The sequence below is a fragment of the Formosa sp. Hel3_A1_48 genome (genome assembly GCF_001735715.1).
Lineage (GTDB): Bacteria > Bacteroidota > Bacteroidia > Flavobacteriales > Flavobacteriaceae > UBA3537.
This window is the reverse complement of record NZ_CP017259.1, coordinates 918,953-936,125: the sequence shown is the minus strand read 5'-3', so window position 1 is coordinate 936,125 and position 17,173 is coordinate 918,953. Positions and strand designations below refer to the sequence as shown.

At 38.0% G+C, this 17,173-nt stretch carries 17 protein-coding genes and 1 tRNA gene; 13 read left to right on the top strand and 5 right to left on the bottom strand.

Going from position 1 to position 17,173, the window contains the following annotated elements; all coding sequences use genetic code 11:
- Window positions 1–11: 11 nt before the first annotated feature.
- The gene (locus FORMA_RS04255) at window positions 12–1,376 is read right to left on the bottom strand and encodes a saccharopine dehydrogenase family protein (protein ID WP_069674487.1); all 1,365 of its coding nucleotides are present in this window, start codon (window positions 1,374–1,376) and stop codon (window positions 12–14) included.
- A 61-nt stretch (window positions 1,377–1,437) separates the two neighbouring features.
- Between FORMA_RS04255 and FORMA_RS04250 the strand changes: the two genes are divergently transcribed.
- The 7 genes from FORMA_RS04250 to FORMA_RS04220 all read left to right on the top strand — a co-directional run bounded on the left by FORMA_RS04250 (window position 1,438) and on the right by FORMA_RS04220 (window position 6,953).
- On the top strand, window positions 1,438–1,824 hold the full coding sequence (locus FORMA_RS04250; RefSeq protein WP_069674486.1) for a DUF423 domain-containing protein: 387 nt from the start codon (window positions 1,438–1,440) through the stop codon (window positions 1,822–1,824).
- 63 nt (window positions 1,825–1,887) lie between these two features.
- A complete protein-coding gene (pckA, locus tag FORMA_RS04245) occupies window positions 1,888–3,507 on the top strand; it encodes a phosphoenolpyruvate carboxykinase (ATP) (protein WP_069674485.1) in 1,620 nt (539 codons plus the stop codon).
- Between the two features lie 147 nt (window positions 3,508–3,654).
- Window positions 3,655–4,062, top strand: coding sequence for a hypothetical protein (locus FORMA_RS04240; protein WP_083236554.1), 408 nt, complete (start codon window positions 3,655–3,657; stop codon window positions 4,060–4,062).
- A 26-nt stretch (window positions 4,063–4,088) separates the two neighbouring features.
- Complete coding sequence (gene ruvC / locus FORMA_RS04235; protein WP_069674483.1) at window positions 4,089–4,655, top strand: crossover junction endodeoxyribonuclease RuvC; 567 nt, start codon at window positions 4,089–4,091, stop codon at window positions 4,653–4,655.
- Between the two features lie 8 nt (window positions 4,656–4,663).
- Entirely contained in the window at window positions 4,664–5,788 is a 1,125-nt protein-coding gene (gene hemW, locus FORMA_RS04230; RefSeq protein WP_069674482.1) for a radical SAM family heme chaperone HemW, read from the top strand.
- Window positions 5,789–5,820: 32 nt separating this feature from the next.
- Window positions 5,821–6,570 carry a cyclase family protein gene (locus FORMA_RS04225; protein ID WP_069674481.1) on the top strand — a complete coding sequence of 250 codons (750 nt, stop codon included), beginning with the start codon at window positions 5,821–5,823 and terminating at the stop codon, window positions 6,568–6,570.
- 11 nt (window positions 6,571–6,581) lie between these two features.
- Window positions 6,582–6,953 (top strand): MmcQ/YjbR family DNA-binding protein, encoded by a 372-nt coding sequence (locus FORMA_RS04220; RefSeq protein ID WP_069674480.1) that lies wholly within the window; start codon window positions 6,582–6,584, stop codon window positions 6,951–6,953.
- Between the two features lie 14 nt (window positions 6,954–6,967).
- Here FORMA_RS04220 and FORMA_RS04215 read toward each other — a convergent pair whose 3' ends face one another.
- On the bottom strand, window positions 6,968–8,362 hold the full coding sequence (locus tag FORMA_RS04215) for a dipeptidase (RefSeq protein ID WP_069675440.1): 1,395 nt from the start codon (window positions 8,360–8,362) through the stop codon (window positions 6,968–6,970).
- 110 nt (window positions 8,363–8,472) lie between these two features.
- On the opposite strand from FORMA_RS04215, the gene FORMA_RS04210 reads away from it, so the two are divergent.
- The 6 genes from FORMA_RS04210 (at window position 8,473) to FORMA_RS04185 (ending at window position 13,661) form a co-directional block, all read left to right on the top strand.
- Window positions 8,473–8,554: transfer RNA gene (locus FORMA_RS04210), tRNA-Leu, on the top strand.
- Between the two features lie 52 nt (window positions 8,555–8,606).
- Window positions 8,607–9,818: an NAD(P)/FAD-dependent oxidoreductase gene (locus FORMA_RS04205; protein ID WP_069674479.1), complete on the top strand. Its 1,212-nt coding sequence runs from the start codon at window positions 8,607–8,609 to the stop codon at window positions 9,816–9,818.
- 51 nt (window positions 9,819–9,869) lie between these two features.
- Window positions 9,870–10,952: a diphosphomevalonate/mevalonate 3,5-bisphosphate decarboxylase family protein gene (locus FORMA_RS04200; RefSeq protein WP_069674478.1), complete on the top strand. Its 1,083-nt coding sequence runs from the start codon at window positions 9,870–9,872 to the stop codon at window positions 10,950–10,952.
- A gap of 49 nt (window positions 10,953–11,001) precedes the next feature.
- Complete coding sequence (locus FORMA_RS04195) at window positions 11,002–11,931, top strand: mevalonate kinase family protein (protein WP_069674477.1); 930 nt, start codon at window positions 11,002–11,004, stop codon at window positions 11,929–11,931.
- Between the two features lie 10 nt (window positions 11,932–11,941).
- Complete coding sequence (locus FORMA_RS04190; RefSeq protein WP_069674476.1) at window positions 11,942–12,844, top strand: geranylgeranylglycerol-phosphate geranylgeranyltransferase; 903 nt, start codon at window positions 11,942–11,944, stop codon at window positions 12,842–12,844.
- Between the two features lie 58 nt (window positions 12,845–12,902).
- A complete protein-coding gene (locus FORMA_RS04185) occupies window positions 12,903–13,661 on the top strand; it encodes a pseudouridine synthase (RefSeq protein ID WP_083236553.1) in 759 nt (252 codons plus the stop codon).
- Here FORMA_RS04185 and FORMA_RS04180 read toward each other — a convergent pair.
- Genes FORMA_RS04180 through FORMA_RS04170 form a run of 3 tightly spaced genes read right to left on the bottom strand, consistent with a single transcriptional unit; the run spans window position 13,639 to window position 17,173 of the window.
- The gene (locus tag FORMA_RS04180) at window positions 13,639–14,979 is read right to left on the bottom strand and encodes a hypothetical protein (RefSeq protein WP_069674475.1); all 1,341 of its coding nucleotides are present in this window, start codon (window positions 14,977–14,979) and stop codon (window positions 13,639–13,641) included. The genes FORMA_RS04185 and FORMA_RS04180 overlap by 23 nt on opposite strands.
- An 11-nt stretch (window positions 14,980–14,990) precedes the next feature.
- Window positions 14,991–16,481, bottom strand: a complete 1,491-nt coding sequence (locus tag FORMA_RS04175) for a cellulose synthase family protein (protein WP_069674474.1) — start codon at window positions 16,479–16,481, stop codon at window positions 14,991–14,993.
- The gene (locus FORMA_RS04170; protein ID WP_069674473.1) at window positions 16,481–17,173 is read right to left on the bottom strand and encodes a glycosyltransferase family 2 protein; all 693 of its coding nucleotides are present in this window, start codon (window positions 17,171–17,173) and stop codon (window positions 16,481–16,483) included. The genes FORMA_RS04175 and FORMA_RS04170 overlap by 1 nt, the downstream gene beginning before the upstream one ends.

Genomic DNA, 17,173 nt, shown 5'->3' with positions numbered 1-17,173 from the left:
TTATAACTAAATCAAGTGTTTAGTATATTATATCCTAAGTATTTTACTTCTTTTTCTTTGAAAATGATATCAAAATATTCTAATTCTTTCAAAATTGATTCATATATGGCCTTTTTTGTTGGAATTTCAACACCTTTTAGCTCAAATTCGTTATTAAGCATTTTTATTGTAGCTATAGCAACAGGTAAACCAACGGTTTTTGCCATAGCGGTGTAGGTTTGATTTTCGCCTTTACATACCATAGTCGCATCAATTTGGTGTTTTTTTCCGTTGAGTTGATATCCAAATTTGTGGTACATCACAATCATGTCTTTGTCTTCTTCTTTGAGGGTCCAACTGTCCATGAGAATTTTCTGCAAAATTTGGGCAGGCGTCGCATTTTTGAGTCCTACTTTTTTGTTTGGATTAAATAAATCCAATTCTTCCAGCTTTTCCCAAATGATATCATCTTGATCAATCTTTAATTGATGTCTGAGTTTGAGCTCTACTGAATCGGTATGGCTATACGGCAAAAAGGAGTTTATGAAATCGCGGTAACTCATGTGTTCGCTGTCTTCAATGGTATAGCTATCGTCCGTCATGCCCAACAGGATAAATTTTTGCCATGCTTTTCCAAATCCAACTCTTCTGATGGTGCCTCGGTACAGCGTTTGGATGTGGTCCAATCCATAGGCACTTTGGTATTTGAGGGAGTCTCTGTTGGCGTAAGCTTCAAAACGGCCATAGCCGTCGACTTCCAAAAACTCTGTTCTTCGGAACAAGCGGTGATATGGGATGTATTTGAATTTACCTTCTTGTAAAAATTTTGCAGCACCACCTTGACCAGCGGTGACTACATTTCTGGGGTTCCATGTAAATTTATAATGCCACAAATTATCATCACTTTCGGGGGCTACAAGTCCACCGGTAAACGATTCAAAAAGAATCATCTCGCCACCTTTGGCCTTGATGCGGTCTATAACTTGCATGGCACTCATATGATCGATACCCGGATCTACGCCCATTTCATTTAGAAACAACAGGCCTTTTGCTTTGGCGGCATCATTTAGGGCTTGCATTTCGTCACTTACATAAGAAGCGGTGATCATATTTTTTTCAAAATTCAAACAATCTTTGGCCACTTCAATATGAAATCGCGCAGGCAACATAGACACCACTACATCTGCTTTTTGTATTTCTTTTGCACGTTGCTTTGCATCAAAAACATCAAAAGTGATGGCTTTCCCATTGGGGTGTTGATTTATAAGTTTTGCCGCGAATTCAATATTTTTATCAGCAAGAATAACTTGTAGTTGCTCAGCTTCAGATTTCTCCAGCAAGTATTTTACGAGATATGCTGTAGATTTGCCTGCCCCAATAATTAAAATTGTTCGCATATTACTGTATCAATTGTTACTTTTGCCCCTAAGTTAGTCATTTGAATTGTTAAACATAAATATGGAAAAGAAAATCTTTATTTCGGCAAGTCTGCTAGGGCTTATTGCTGTAGTTTTGGGTGCTTTTGCCGCACACGGACTGCGTTCTGCGCTTAGCGTATCGAGCTTAGAAAGTTTTCAAACGGGGGTGCGTTATCAAATGTACCATGCGTTTTTTCTTTTTGTGGTTGGGCTTCTACCACAGCTGACACCGGCTCAAAAAAGTCGTCTTTTTTGGCTCACTATTATTGGGGTAGTGCTGTTTTCGGGCTCTATTTATTTGTTGTCTACCAACACGCTAACCCCCATAGATTTTGGGTTTTTTGGCCCCATAACACCCATAGGTGGGTTATTCCTGATTAGTGCTTGGGGAGTTTTGTTTTATCATACATTAAAAAATAAATTTTAGTTAATTTCTAAGCTGTTTTTAAAAGAATATTTAACTTTGCTTCTTTAATGTAATTCATTTTTTATGGAAAACGTACGCCAAGTTACGAAAACGATTTCGTTAAAAGCACTCGGAATAACTTCAACGTCAGTTTACTATCAACTTTCACCAGCACATTTGCACGAGCAAACCATAGCACTCCAACAAGGTGTTGAGGCCTCTTCTGGTGCGCTCGCCATCAATACTGGGGAATTTACAGGGCGTTCACCCAAAGACCGTTTTATTGTCAAAGACAGCATTACCAAAGACAAAATCTGGTGGGGGGATATCAATATTCCATTCTCGCCAACCGCCTTTGACAAGCTCTACACCAAAGTAATTACGTACCTCAATGATAAGGAATTGTATGTTCGTGACAGTTATGTCTGTGCCGACCCCAAGTATCGGGTCAATATACGGGTCATTAATGAATATCCGTGGAGCAACTTTTTTGCTTATAATATGTTTATGCGTCCTAGTGCTTCAGAACTTGAAGATTTTATTCCCGAGTGGACGATTGTCAATACGCCTAGTTTTATGGCCATTCCAAAAGAAGATGGTACACGACAGCACAACTTTGCGATATTGAATTTTACAAAAAAAATAGCCCTTATTGGGGGTACTGGCTATACCGGAGAAATCAAAAAAGGGATTTTTTCTGCGCTTAATTTTATTCTTCCTGTATACAAAAATACCTTGCCCATGCATTGCAGTGCCAATGTTGGAAAAGATGGAAGTACAGCCATATTTTTCGGACTCTCTGGTACAGGAAAAACCACATTATCTACAGATCCAGAACGTCAACTCATTGGCGATGATGAGCATGGCTGGACGGCCGAAAATACTATATTTAATTTTGAAGGTGGGTGTTATGCCAAGGTCATCAACTTGTCAAAATCCAAAGAACCAGACATTTATAACGCCATAAAAAAAGGGGCAATTTTGGAGAATGTCGTTATGGATAAAGACGGCAATGTCGATTTTACAGACAAAAGCATCACCCCCAACACGCGGGTGAGTTACCCCATCCACCACATCCAAAATATTCAACCCAATTCTATAGGGGGGAATCCAAAAAATATTTTTTTCTTAACGGCCGATGCTTTTGGTGTGTTGCCCCCCATTTCGAAACTTACACCCGGTCAAGCGGCATATCATTTTATTTCTGGTTACACTGCAAAAGTGGCTGGAACAGAGGCGGGAATCAATGAGCCGAAACCTATTTTTTCGGCCTGTTTTGGGGCGCCATTTATGCCGCTTCATCCCACTAAATATGCCGAAATGTTGAGCGCCAAAATGAAATCTTCAGGCGTTACCGTTTGGTTGGTCAATACAGGTTGGACAGGTGGGCCATACGGTATAGGAGCGCGTATGGCACTCAAGCATACGCGCGCCATGATTGCGGCGGCAATGGATGGTTCTTTGGAGGCCGCCAACAAAGATAATTATCATATTCACTCTGTTTTTGGCGTACTACAGCCACGGGTTTGCCCCAATGTCGCAACAGCAGTTTTGAGCCCTAGAAAAACATGGAACAATGACGATGGGTTTTATAAAATTGCTTATCAACTCTCTCAATCTTTTGTCGATAATTTCAAGCAATATGAAGCTTATGCCAATGCCGAAATCATGGCTGGCGCGCCAAATTTAAGAGCCAACAAATAATATATTAGTCCTTCTAGTTTTTATCTGGATTTTTACAGTTGAAATTAAAAGCGTAATTTTAGTGTTTACAACAAACCAATGCGCTCAGTAATACTGCTTTTTTTATCGTTTTTCCTGTGTTCTTGTTCTTATTTTGAGAAAAAGAAAATGGATTCACAATCAATTCTTGAACAAGAATTAAAAACATTTTCGTGGAATGAAGTAGATCAATTCCCAAGTTTTGAAAGCTGTGAGGACATCATCAATTTTAATGAAAATAAAATCTGTTTTGAAAACACACTGTCGACTTATGTTTCTGAAGTTTTACAGCAAAATCAGAATGTTGTGTTGCCCTTTGTAACAGATACTATTGATGTACGGTTTTTAGTTTCTACTACAGGAGTTCTTAGGCTTTCTGAAGTAGCAACTCACACTACAAAAGACCGCTCAACAGCAGATTTAAAAACAGTTTTGAGATCTGCGCTAAACGATTTACCTACCCTTTACCCTGCCATTAAACGAGGACAACACGTACAAGTCGAGTTTGTATTACCCATTATTTTAAACGCCAAATAGCTACTATGGTATAATCCAACATTACTATGGCCACATCAAATACTAGCGAAAAAATTATTTTGGGGATCGATCCCGGAACTACAATAATGGGTTTTGGTTTGATTAAAGTCAAAGGCAAAACCATGGAATTTTTACAATTAAATGAATTGCAACTCAAAAAATACAGCGATCATTATTTGAAGTTAAAGCTCATTTTCGAACGCACCATAGAACTTATTGATACTTTCAACCCGGATGAGATTGCGATTGAAGCTCCGTTTTTTGGAAAAAATGTACAAAGTATGCTCAAGTTGGGGCGTGCCCAAGGAGTAGCTATGGCTGCTGGACTGTCTAGAGAAATTCCCATTACGGAGTATTCGCCAAAAAAAATTAAAATGGCGATTACTGGCAATGGAAATGCCAGTAAAGAACAAGTGGCCAAAATGCTGCAAAGTCTTTTGCAACTGAAAGAATTACCTAAAAACTTGGATTCTACAGATGGCTTGGCCGCTGCAGTTTGCCATTTTTATAATGCGGGTAAAGTGACTGCTGGGAAAAGCTATACCGGATGGAGTGCTTTTGTCAAGCAAAATGAAAAAAGAGTAAATAAATAAACTTTCATTTGGCAGGACTCTACATACATATTCCCTTTTGTAAAAAAGCATGTCATTATTGTAATTTTCATTTTTCTACCAACCAAAAGCATAAGCAAGATTTTATTGAGGCCCTTTGCAAAGAACTTCAGCTTAGAGCAAAAGAGTTGAGCCCAGTAGTTTTTGAATCTGTTTATTTTGGTGGAGGAACACCGTCTTTACTAACGACAAATGATTTAAACATTATTTTTCAAACTATCGAAACTTACTGCCAAGTATCGCCAAATGCTGAAATTACGCTAGAAGCTAATCCAGATGATTTTACAGAAGATAAACTCATAATGCTTTCTGAAACGCCAATAAACAGGCTGAGCATCGGAATCCAATCTTTTTTTGATGAAGATTTGAAACTAATGAATCGTGCTCATAGCGCCAAGGAAGCCCATAAATGTATTCAATTGGCAACGCCATACTTCGATAATATCACTATAGATTTGCTGTATGGGATGCCGCAAATGACTAATACGCGGTGGCTAGAGAACCTTCAAATTGCCTTTGATTTGGGGCTAAACCACTTGTCGAGTTATGCGCTTACGGTAGAGCCAAAAACAGCTTTAGAACATTTTATAAAAACAGACCAACATCCCCCCATGGATGATGCTGTGGCGGCCGCACATTTTCAAATTTTAGTAGATGAAACAGCCAAAGCGGGGTTTACTCATTATGAAGTATGTAGTTTTGGTAAACCGGGCTATTTTTCCAAACACAACAGTAGTTATTGGTTAGGTAAACCTTATCTCGGTCTTGGCCCATCGGCGCATTCTTTTGATGGTAAAAAGCGATCTTGGAACATTTCCAACAATAAAAAATACATCAATGCCTTGGCCAATGATAATTTGCCACTAACATCAGAAATTCTAACTCCAGAAAATTGTTTTAACGAATATTTGATGACCGGACTACGTACCATTTGGGGCGTTTCATTAGATCGTATCGAAAAAGAATATGGAACTGCTTTTCAAACACAACTTCTAAAAAATGCTCAAAAACATTTTGATGCCAAAACGCTGATTTTAGACCAAAATCATTTAAAAACTACCCAAAAAGGAAAATTTTTGTGTGATGGTATTGCCTCAGATTTATTTATGCTGTAAATTTTTATTAAATTTAGTGAAATCTTCATTTTATGAAAGCCATTATCCATGCCAACAGCAGAACGTACACTATTTTTGTAGATCAACCTATTGATATTTCAATCCCCTTAAGGGCGGCTAAAGACAACGTCAATGCATGGTATTTGCCCCCACCTAAAATTTATCCAGCGGTCATTAAAAACTGGACAGGTAGTGTCAAAAGTGGCGCCTCGGTCAATTTTAATTCTATTGAATTTAATCCGCATGCTCATGGGACACATACCGAGTGTGTAGGTCATATTACTGAAGAGGTGCACAGTATCAATTCATGCCTAAAACAGTTTTTATTTGTTGCTGAGGTCATCACGGTTGTCCCTGAAAAGAATGGAGAAGATTTGGTCATCTCTGAAAAACAACTGCGCTATGCTATTGGTAATAAAAAACGCGAAGCTGTAGTAATCCGTACCTTACCCAATACCAAAGACAAGCTAAATCGACAATATGCAAATTCTAACCCGCCTTATCTGTCTGAAGCTGCGGCAGTGTATTTAAGAACTAAGGGGGTGAAACACCTATTGGTGGATATGCCTAGTGTAGATAAAGAAAACGACGATGGTCAGTTATTGGCCCACAAAGCCTTTTGGGATGTTGATGGCGATGTGCGCATGGAAGCCACGATTACTGAATTGATTTATGTTCCTAACCGTGTCAAAGACGGTAAATATATTTTGAATCTATTAATTGCACCATTTCAAAACGATGCTTCTCCGAGCAAGCCAGTTCTTTACATGCTTTACGATTAATAAAAGACTTTATGACTATTGAAGACATTCGTCTATTTTGTTTGCAAAAACCTAAAACAACAGAAGAATTTCCTTTCGATCAAGATACTCTTGTATTTAAAGTACTGGGCAAAATATTTGCTCTTTGTCCTCTAAGTCATTGGGAGCGAGGTGCTGCATCCATCACCTTGAAATGTGATCCAGAATACGCTTTGGAATTGAGGAGTGAATTTGACTCAATCCTCCCTGGTTTTCACGCCAATAAAAAACATTGGAATACGATTCAATTAGACACGAATGAGCTCTCACCAAAATTTATTTTAGAACTTATTACTCATAGTTACGAAATGGTAGTAAACAATATGAGTAAAAAACAGCGTAAAAAATTCGGTTTCGAACAATAAGGTCTGTGGGCCTATTAGCGACTTTCTTTTAAATCCACAAAATATTTGTAAAACAATGGAATGGTCTCAATGCCTTTGAGGTAATTAAAAACACCATAATGCTCGTTTGGAGAATGAATGGCATCGCTATTGAGGCCAAACCCCATGAGGATTGTTTTGCTCTTTAGGTGTTCTTCAAAAAGAGCAACAATAGGGATGCTTCCACCACCTCGTTGTGGAATGGGGTTTTTACCAAAAGTATCAAAATATGCTTTTGACGCAGCTTGATAGCCAATATTGTCGATAGGAGTTACATAACCTTGCCCACCATGGTGTGGTGTGACTTTTACGCGAACGCCCTCAGGTGCGATAGATTCAAAATGCGTTTTGAAAAGTGCTGTTATTTCGTGGTGGTCTTGATTAGGAACCAAGCGCATCGAAATTTTTGCGTAAGCCTTACTGGCAATGACTGTTTTAGCACCTTCCCCTGTGTAGCCACCCCATATTCCATTCACGTCGAGCGTAGGCCGGATAGAATTGCGTTCATTAGTACTGTAACCATTTTCACCATATACAGCCTCGATATTTAGTGCTTTTTTATAATCCTCTAGCGAAAAGGGTGCTTCGGCCATAGCTGCACGTTCATCTTTTGATAGTTCTTCTACTTTATCATAAAATCCAGGAATGGTAATACGGTTGTTTGCATCGTGTAGTGAAGCAATCATTTTTGATAAAATATTGATTGGGTTTGCGACAGCACCACCATAAATTCCAGAGTGCAAATCTCGATTTGGTCCTGTAACTTCAACTTCTACGTAACTAAGGCCGCGCAGTCCTGTGGTGATGGAAGGAGTATCTTTGGAAATCATGCCTGTATCTGAAATAAGAATAACATCATTGCTGAGTTTTTCGCTCTGTTCTGCAACAAAAGCACCCAGGTTTTCGCTTCCAACCTCTTCTTCACCCTCAATCATAAATTTGACATTACAAGGCAATTGGTCTGTGGAAGTCATAAACTCTAATGCTTTGATGTGCATGTACATTTGGCCTTTGTCGTCGCAAGCACCACGTGCAAAAATTGCACCCTCAGGATGTAATTCTGTGGTTTTTATAAGAGGTTCAAAAGGAGGTGAGTCCCACAATTCTATAGGGTCCGCCGGTTGAACGTCGTAATGTCCATAGACCAATACGGTGGGGAGTTTTGGGTCGACCAGTTTTTCAGCGTAAACGATTGGATATCCTTTTGTTTCACACAGTTCGACTTGGGTACACCCTGCTTTTTCTAAGCTCTTGGCGACAAATTTTGCTGTTGCGATTACGTCTTTTTCATAAGCAGAATCGGCACTTACAGAGGGGAGTTTAAGTAAATCAAAGAGTTCATTTAGAAATCGTTCTTTGTGCGTTTCAACATAAGTTTTAAGTCCTTTCATGGGTTTTTTGTTTTTTTCAAAATTACGAAATGCCATTAAATAATTTTCTATTGTTCAGTTTGAATTTATAAACTATTGTTTATATTTGCGTCCCTATAAATTAGGATTTAGCGGGCGTGGTGGAATTGGTAGACACGCTAGACTTAGGATCTAGTGCCGCAAGGTGTGGGAGTTCGAGTCTCCCCGCCCGCACAGCAAAAAAAGCTTCTCATCTTTGAGAAGCTTTTTTTATTATTTTTGACCTATGGAACAATATGATGTGCTTGTGGTTGGCGGTGGTGCTGCTGGTTTTTTTGCTGCGATCAATACCGCCGAACGGAATCCTGCCTTAAGCGTGGCTATTTTGGAGCGCGGGACATCTGTACTAAACAAAGTGAAAGTTTCTGGCGGTGGACGTTGTAATGTTACCCATGCAGAATTTATACCCAACGAATTAGCATCTTATTACCCCAGAGGCCAAAAAGAGCTGAAGGGACCGTTTCATTCTTTTATGACTGGAGATACAATGGCGTGGTTCGAATCCCGTGGTGTCCCCCTTAAGATTGAAGATGATGGACGAGTTTTTCCAGAGTCAAATTCTTCACAATCCATAATAGATTGTTTTCTTAAACAGAGTCAAAAATATGATATAAAGCTTAAAAAAAATCATGCGGTTCGTTCTATTGGTCAAACAGGCGACTCTTGGGCCGTTGAAACAACAAAAGAAGTTTTTTATTGTAAAAAGCTGATGATAGCAACAGGGAGTAATCCTAAAATTTGGCAGATGCTGCAGTCTCTTGGGCACAATATTTCGCCAGCAGTGCCATCACTTTTTACTTTTGATATCGATGATCCACGACTTAAAGATATTCCTGGAGTTGTTGCAAAAGACGTTGCCGTTGAAGTGATGGGAACTTCTTTACATTCTGAAGGGCCATTGTTGATTACTCATTCAGGGTTGAGCGCTCCTTCAATTTTAAAACTGTCTGCTTTTGGGGCAATAGAACTCGCTCAATTAAATTATAAATTTGAAATTAAAATTAACTTTATACAACAAGATGCCGCTTCTTGTCTTGAGGTTTTAATGAAAAATAAATTAGAATTATCCAAAAAACTCGTACGCAACACCCCTCTTTTTGAACTTCCAAAACGGTTGTGGGTTAAGTTAGTACAAGCCGCTGCTATTGCTGATGAGTTGCGTTGGGCTGATTTGAATAAATTACAACTACAATCGCTTTCAAAGCAACTTACTAAGGCTGTTTTCCAGGTTCATGGGAAAAGCACATTTAAAGAAGAATTTGTAACAGCAGGGGGGATAGACCTGAAAGAAATTAATTTTAAAACCTACGAAAGCAAGTTGTTTAAAAATCTGTTTTTTGCCGGAGAAATCATTAATATTGATGGTGTGACAGGTGGATTTAATTTTCAAAACGCTTGGACCGGCGCATATTTGGCAGCACAAGAATTGAGCAAATAACAAAAAAACAAATCGAAGTTAGTATCTTTGCTGTAGTAGACCGAAATTTTTATGCTTGTAGAAGAATTTATTCCTAATACCCCCTCGAAAAACATTGGCAGTGGTGCCATCGGATTCTCTTCGCCCAGTAATATAGCTTTGGTAAAATATTGGGGTAAAAGACCACATCAAATTCCAGCTAACCCCTCTATTAGCTTCACTCTTAGTAATTGCAAAACAAATACGATTTTACGTTACTCACCGAAATCGACAGACGATTTTTCTTTTGATGTATTCTTGGATGGAAATAAACAAGCTGATTTTAGACCAAAAATTCAGCAGTTTTTTGAGCGCATCCTGCCCTATGCACCTTTTTTAAAGTCTTTTCATTTCGATATTGAAACAAGCAATACATTCCCGCACAGTTCCGGAATTGCCTCATCGGCTTCTGGTATGAGTGCTTTGGCCATCTGTGTTGTTGCTTTAGAGGAATTGATTTGTGTCGATTTGGACAGTGCGTTTTTGAAACGAAAGGCGTCCTTTTTGGCTCGGTTAGGCTCAGGGAGTGCCTGCCGCAGCATCGAAGGTGGATTGGTGGTTTGGGGAAAACACAATTCAATTTTGGGAAGTTCAGACTTAGTAGGCTTTCAGTTTCCGTTTGAAGTCCACCCTGTTTTTAAAGACTATCAAGATGCAATTCTTTTGGTCGACAAAGGAGAGAAACAAGTGAGCAGCTCTGTAGGCCACAATTTGATGCATAATCATCCCTACGCAAAGGCTCGTTTTGAACAAGCACACACGCATATGGACCAGCTGATTCCAATACTTGAATCAGGTGCTGTTCAAGAGTTTATGAAAATTGTAGAAAAAGAAGCCCTAAGCTTACATGCTATGATGATGAGTAGCGACCCGTATTTTATTTTGATGAAGCCTAATACTTTGGAAATCATAAACAGCATATGGGCTTTTAGAAAAGCAACGCAGATTCCTGTATGCTTTACTTTAGATGCTGGAGCAAATGTACATGTTCTGTATCCAAAACAATACACCTCTGAAGTTGAACACTTAATAAAAGATCAGTTGTCTGTTTATTGCCAAAATGGTCAGTATATTCTTGATCATGTTGGGCTAGGTGCAGAACCAATCAAAATTTAGTATATTTGACTTGCACTAAGCGATTAGTATTTAAAATTGATTAAACCGTATGAAAGGACCACTTTTTTATTCCAAGATTTTACTTTTCGGCGAATATGGAATCATCAAAGATTCCAAGGGTTTATCTATTCCTTATAATTTCTATAAAGGGGCTTTGAAGTCTGACCATAACCCTTCGGCTGAATCCCTTGAGTCTAATACTATTCTTTCTGAATATTTAATATATTTAAAAACCTTAGACAATACTGTAGGGCAGTTCAATTTTGAACAAATGCAAAAAGATATTTCTAATGGGATGTACTTTGACTCTTCTATACCTCAAGGCTATGGTGTGGGCAGTAGTGGGGCTTTAGTAGCGGCTATTTATGATAAATATGCAACTGAAAAGGTCACTGTTCTTGAAAATCTTACACGTGTCAAACTTTTAAAATTGAAAACTATTTTTGCGCAGATGGAATCGTTCTTCCACGGTAAATCTTCTGGATTAGATCCCTTGAATAGTTATTTAAGTCTTCCTATTTTGATTTCTGCACAAGACCAAATTGAGGCTACGGGTATTCCCTCACAAAACACTACAGGAAAAGGAACAGTTTTTCTTTTGGACAGTGGTGTTGTAGGCGAAACGGCTCCAATGGTACAGATTTTTATGCAAAAAATGAAGCAAGAAGGTTTCCGATCGATGTTGAAAGATCAGTTCATCAAACATACCGATCATTGTGTAGATGCGTTTCTAGCTGGTGATGTGCACACTCTTTTTAAAAGTACTAAACAGCTTTCTAAGGTTGTTTTAAGTCATTTCAAACCCATGATTCCGAAGAAGTTTCATCAACTCTGGGCTTCAGGGATTGAATCTAATGATTATTATTTGAAGCTTTGTGGCTCAGGTGGTGGTGGTTATATTCTTGGGTTTACTGAAGATATTGACAAGGCACGTAAAGCGCTTTCAGACTATAAATTAGAGGTCGTTTACAACTTCTAAACTACGCCCGATGCAATCCAATTTTAAACATACACTGCTAAAGGTTTTTAGCATGTTTTCTGTTGTCCGTGGCTACAATATTGGATTGATTATCCTTGCGCAATACCTAACGTCTGTATTTATATTAGCGCCAAACACCCCAATTTTTGATGTCCTTCTGGATCCATTTCTCTTAGCAGTAGTTTTAGCGACTATTGGAGCTGTGGCCTCAGGTTATATTATTAACAACTTTTACGATCAAGAAAAAGATATAATAAATAGGCCTCAGAAATTTATTTTGGACCGCATGGTTAGTCAGCAAACAAAGCTCAAGCTTTACGTTATTTTGAACTTTTTAGTTTTACTTGCGGCTAGTGCAATTTCTTTTCGTGCAGTTTTATTTTTTATTACTTATATTTTTGGAATATGGTATTATTCCCACAAAATAAAAAAAATGCCCCTAATAGGTAACCTTAGTTCAGCCCTACTTTCAATAAGTCCTTTTTTTGCCATCTTTCTTTATTTTAAGAATTACAATGCGTTGATTTATGTTTTTGGGTTTTATTTGTTTCTGATTCTTGCCATGCGCGAGTTGATTAAGGACTTAGAGAATATTAAAGGAGATTTGGCTCTAGACTACCAAACAGTTCCCGTGGTGTATGGCGAGAGTCTTACCAAATGGATATTCACTTTAATGGTTTTGATCAACACAGCAGTAAGCCTGTTTTTAGTGCTCAATTTTGATTTAGGCCTGATGGACTACTTTTTTCTATATTCAATTCTTACCTTGATTATCTGTTTATCTATAATTTGGCTTACCATATCACACAAGCATTATAATCTTGCACATAATATGTTGAAACTCTTGATTTTTTTAGGAGTTTTGAGTATCATATTACTGGACCCAGCATTAATAATCAACAAGATTTTTTAGGAACAGCGCCAACAGATCCTATTTTATACTGTACCTTTGAAAAAAATTAACCGTATTAGTGAAAAACAGAGATAAAATAAAACCGTCAGTCAGTAAGGATAAAGAGAATTCCCAACGTATTCGATTGAATAAATTTATTTCAAATTCGGGAATTTGTTCCCGCCGAGAGGCTGATATGTTCATTAGTATTGGCAATGTGACTGTGAATGGTAAAGTGGTCACCGAAATGGGTTATAAAGTAAAACCAGATGACGACGTTCGTTTTGATGGTGCGCGAATTAACCCAGAGCAAAAGGCTTATGTTTTATTGAACAAGCCCAAAGGATTTGCTACCACTACAAGTGAAGGAAAAGGGCGAACAGTAATGGATTTAGTTGCTAAGGCAACGTCTTCTAAAATTCGGCCCATTGGGCGTTTGGGGAGAAATTCGCTTGGTTTAATTTTATTTACCAATGACGAAAAGCTACATGCTAAATTTACGAACTCCAAACATGGCGTGGCGCGTCTTTTTCAAGTAACACTAGACAGTCCTTTACAGTTTGAGCATCTTAAACAAATTCAGGAAGGCTTTAAGCACAAAGGGAAACTCATTCGGGTTGAAGCCATTAGTTATGTTGAAGGCGCTAAGAAGAATGAAATTGGAATTAAGATTAAAAATACAGGCAATACTCTTTTACGAACAATTTTTACACATTTTAACTACGAAATTGAAAAAATTGATTGTGTATCTATTGGGCCGCTTACTAAAAAGGATTTACCAAGAGGACATTGGAAACACCTTTCGGCACAAGAACTTAGCTTGATGATGATGCTCTAAGTCCCTTAGCGTTGCTAAGTTCATACAGCATATAAGCTCCAACACTAAAATATTCCACCGCTTCCCACAAACTATTATCACTTACTAAATCCTGCTGATAAGCAAAGTAGCTCAAAAAGATGGTGCCACTCCATACTAAAGCAAATCGGTATTTAGTAAAACAACACAACAAAACTAAAGCGCAAATATACCAAGGATGTATCGTTGTGGAACATAGATAATAGATGGTCAAAACCCATAAAAACAAATGAAGTATTCCTGCTGTTGTAGTTTTTTTTAGACGTACAAAACAAAGCAGTACAATTGACATGAGTAAAGGGGCGATAAATGGCATATACTTCATAAGATTTTGATTGAAAATCTGCAACATCAGTTTTTTGCTAAGAGCGAATATGCTAGAATTGAACTCAAAATTCGTAAACCATAGTCCGATAGTATTGCTGTAATTTTTTAAAAATTCAACTTCAAAAAAGGGTAAAGTAAACAGTAATGAACACAATAAAATAACACCAAAGTAGCGCAAGGAGTTTTTGCGTCCTAGCCGTTGTATTAAAAGAGGTAGAAAAAGAACAGGAATGAGTTTTGTAAGGATAGAAAAACTCATAAAAATTCCCGAACGAAGAATCTTATTCTGCTGTAAAAAATAGACAGCAGCAACTAAAAAGAACAGCATTAACCCTTCAAAATGTAGGTTCCCAGTCAGTTCAATAATAACTAGGGGGTTCAGAAAGTAATAGGCTATGTTTTTAGTTGGCAATTTTAGAGTCTTCAGTAGTTTCACTCCAAAAATAAAGACCCCAATATCGGCTAAGATAATGATCATTCTCAAGCCCACTACACTTCCTAGAATTGATGTGCTGGAAATCAGAGCTGTAATGACAAAAGGTAGTTGATGTATGGGCGGGTAGTTAGAAAAGTGTCTTGCGCTTAGGGGGCCCATGCCTTCATACAGTAGTTGTATTTGGGGAAAGAGGGCTTCACTAGAGTTGATGACAGATTTTGGAGTAAACAAATAAGGGTTTAGCCCGTTCAGGACCATTCGTCCGTCCCATAAAAAACGGTAAAAATCTTGTGATAAATTCGGAATACTTAATAACAGCACAAGTCTAAAGAATAGTCCTGCTCCCAGAATTAATGTATTGTTGTTTAGTGTTTTTAATATGTAATAGTAGGCTGCAAAAAGCAAAGCCGCGCAAAGGCTTAGTTTCAAATGTTCGTACCGCTGTACTGATTGTAAAAAGTAAAAATAAACAAGAGCCGATAGGATGCAGCTCAAAAAAAAGAGGCGTGCGTTTTTGGTATGGGGTCTTGACATCATGGTCAAGGATGTTAAGTTTTAGATTTGAGGGAGTTAAAAAACACAAAGCCAAAGCCAACAAACAACATCAAGTGGAATGGGAATAAACCAAAGTCTCCACCTTGATCGCCGACAATAAAAGCACTGTACATACCAAAAGCAAAATACAGCATCAAAAGCCCTTCTAAAACAACATTCAGTGATGGTTTTTTGCGAATATATTTATTATTTTTCCAACTGTCGGTTAGCGAATTCATGTTGAATTTTGGGGTACGAACAAACTCACTTCGTTTGCCAATATGACCTTCAATAACAGCGATAGAATTGTGTAAAGAGAAGCCCATTGCGATGGAAAAAAATGTAAAAAACAGCACAATATATTGTACAAAACTCTTTAGAGAAGTACCGTGTGTCTTTTTGTACATATACCAGTAACATATAAAAAATATGAGCGTACTTATAACAAAGAAACTCATCACATAAAAATAAGCTTTCAAGTGAGCATATTCATTTTTGATATACAACATTGGGATGCTTAGAATTCCCACGATAAGTACATTCAAAAACATCGTACTGTTGAGCAAGTGCAACATGCCGTGGATTTTCGTTTTTAGAGATAAGTTTTTGCTGGAAAATACACGCCCAATCATTTTTCTAAAATTTTCAGCCCCCCCTTTGTTCCAGCGAAATTGTTGTGATCGTGCGGCACTGATCACCACAGGCAGTTCGGCGGGGGTTTCTACATGCTCTAAATATTTGAATTCCCAATTTTTCAATTGCGCACGATAGCTTAAATCTAAATCTTCGGTCAGTGTATCGCCTTCCCAGTTACCGGCATCAATAATACATTCCTTACGCCAGATACCTGCCGTCCCATTAAAGTTTATAAAGTGGCCTTTTGTATTTCGCCCTACTTGTTCTAAAGTGAAATGTGCATCAAGTGCAAATGCTTGCACTCTTGTAAGCACAGAATAGTCCCTATTGATGTGTCCCCAACGTGTTTGAACAACACCTATTTTATCATTTTTGAAGTAGGGAATAGTACGCTTTAGCCAATCAGATTTTGGGAGAAAATCGGCGTCAAAAATAGCTATATATTCACCTTTTGCCACAGTTAGACCCTCCTTTAGTGCTCCTGCTTTGAAACCTGTTCTATTTTCTCTTCTTATATGTTGAATATTAAACCCCTTATCTTGTAGACGTGTTATTTGTTCTGATGTGGTTTCGATTGATTCATCTGTCGAGTCGTCCAAGACTTGAATCTCAAGTTTATGACTTGGATACTCTAATTTGACAATATTGTCCAGAAGGCGTTCCATTACATACATCTCGTTGTATACTGGAAGCTGAATAGTAACAAATGGTACTTGATCTGGATTAGATAAATCGAATTTTTCATCCTGGGAGCTGGACTTAGGGGCGCCTAAGTAGTTGAACAGTAGGTTCAATTGGGCAAGCGCATACATGAATATTAGGATGAGCGCTGTTGAATATACAACAATGATGATAGACTCTAAGAGCATTACTTGAAACTGTATTTAAAAATCCATGTTAGGATTTTAATCCCTGCAAATATACTACCTTTTAAAGTACCAGACACTTTAGAAACACCAATTCTATTTCTGTAATGCACAGGAATTTCTAGGTAACTACACCTATTTTTAAGTATTTTGAGTTGCATTTCAACTGTCCAACCGTATGTTTTATCCTTCATCTTTAGAGATTTAAGCACTGAATATTTGACTGCTCTAAAGGGGCCAAGGTCCGTAAATTTGGCATTAAATAACAGCCTCATTAAAATTGTTGCTAACCAGTTTCCAAAGATTTGTTGTGGTTGCATCGCACCAGCTTCCCGGAGCGAAGGCACTCTTGACCCCAATACAAAATCGATATTATCCTTTACAATAGGCGCCACGAGCTGATCAAGTTCTTCGGGGTAGTCGCTGTAGTCGCCATCCAGAAAAACAATAATATCTGTTTGTGCTTTTAATTTTTCAATATATTCCAACCCTTTGAGACAACTATTCCCATATCCTTTATTGGGTTCAAACAGTACTGTTGCTCCAGCTTTTCGTGCCGTTTCTGATGTCAGGTCTTCTGATCCATTGTCCACAACTACAATTTCAGCTACACTTTTAGGAATCGCTTTGATCACATGATTGATCGCATTAGCTTCGTTATAGGCAGGAATGATGACTCTAATTTTGGGATTCAA

Coding starts and splice junctions, on each gene's coding strand:
- FORMA_RS04255 (WP_069674487.1), bottom strand. CDS start 1,376: ATGCGAACAATTTTAATTATTGGGGCAGGCAAATCTACAGCATATCTC.
- FORMA_RS04250 (WP_069674486.1), top strand. CDS start 1,438: ATGGAAAAGAAAATCTTTATTTCGGCAAGTCTGCTAGGGCTTATTGCT.
- pckA (WP_069674485.1), top strand. CDS start 1,888: ATGGAAAACGTACGCCAAGTTACGAAAACGATTTCGTTAAAAGCACTC.
- FORMA_RS04240 (WP_083236554.1), top strand. CDS start 3,655: ATGGATTCACAATCAATTCTTGAACAAGAATTAAAAACATTTTCGTGG.
- ruvC (WP_069674483.1), top strand. CDS start 4,089: ATGGCCACATCAAATACTAGCGAAAAAATTATTTTGGGGATCGATCCC.
- FORMA_RS04225 (WP_069674481.1), top strand. CDS start 5,821: ATGAAAGCCATTATCCATGCCAACAGCAGAACGTACACTATTTTTGTA.
- FORMA_RS04220 (WP_069674480.1), top strand. CDS start 6,582: ATGACTATTGAAGACATTCGTCTATTTTGTTTGCAAAAACCTAAAACA.
- FORMA_RS04215 (WP_069675440.1), bottom strand. CDS start 8,362: ATGAAAGGACTTAAAACTTATGTTGAAACGCACAAAGAACGATTTCTA.
- FORMA_RS04205 (WP_069674479.1), top strand. CDS start 8,607: ATGGAACAATATGATGTGCTTGTGGTTGGCGGTGGTGCTGCTGGTTTT.
- FORMA_RS04200 (WP_069674478.1), top strand. CDS start 9,870: ATGCTTGTAGAAGAATTTATTCCTAATACCCCCTCGAAAAACATTGGC.
- FORMA_RS04195 (WP_069674477.1), top strand. CDS start 11,002: ATGAAAGGACCACTTTTTTATTCCAAGATTTTACTTTTCGGCGAATAT.
- FORMA_RS04190 (WP_069674476.1), top strand. CDS start 11,942: ATGCAATCCAATTTTAAACATACACTGCTAAAGGTTTTTAGCATGTTT.
- FORMA_RS04180 (WP_069674475.1), bottom strand. CDS start 14,979: ATGATGTCAAGACCCCATACCAAAAACGCACGCCTCTTTTTTTTGAGC.
- FORMA_RS04175 (WP_069674474.1), bottom strand. CDS start 16,481: ATGCTCTTAGAGTCTATCATCATTGTTGTATATTCAACAGCGCTCATC.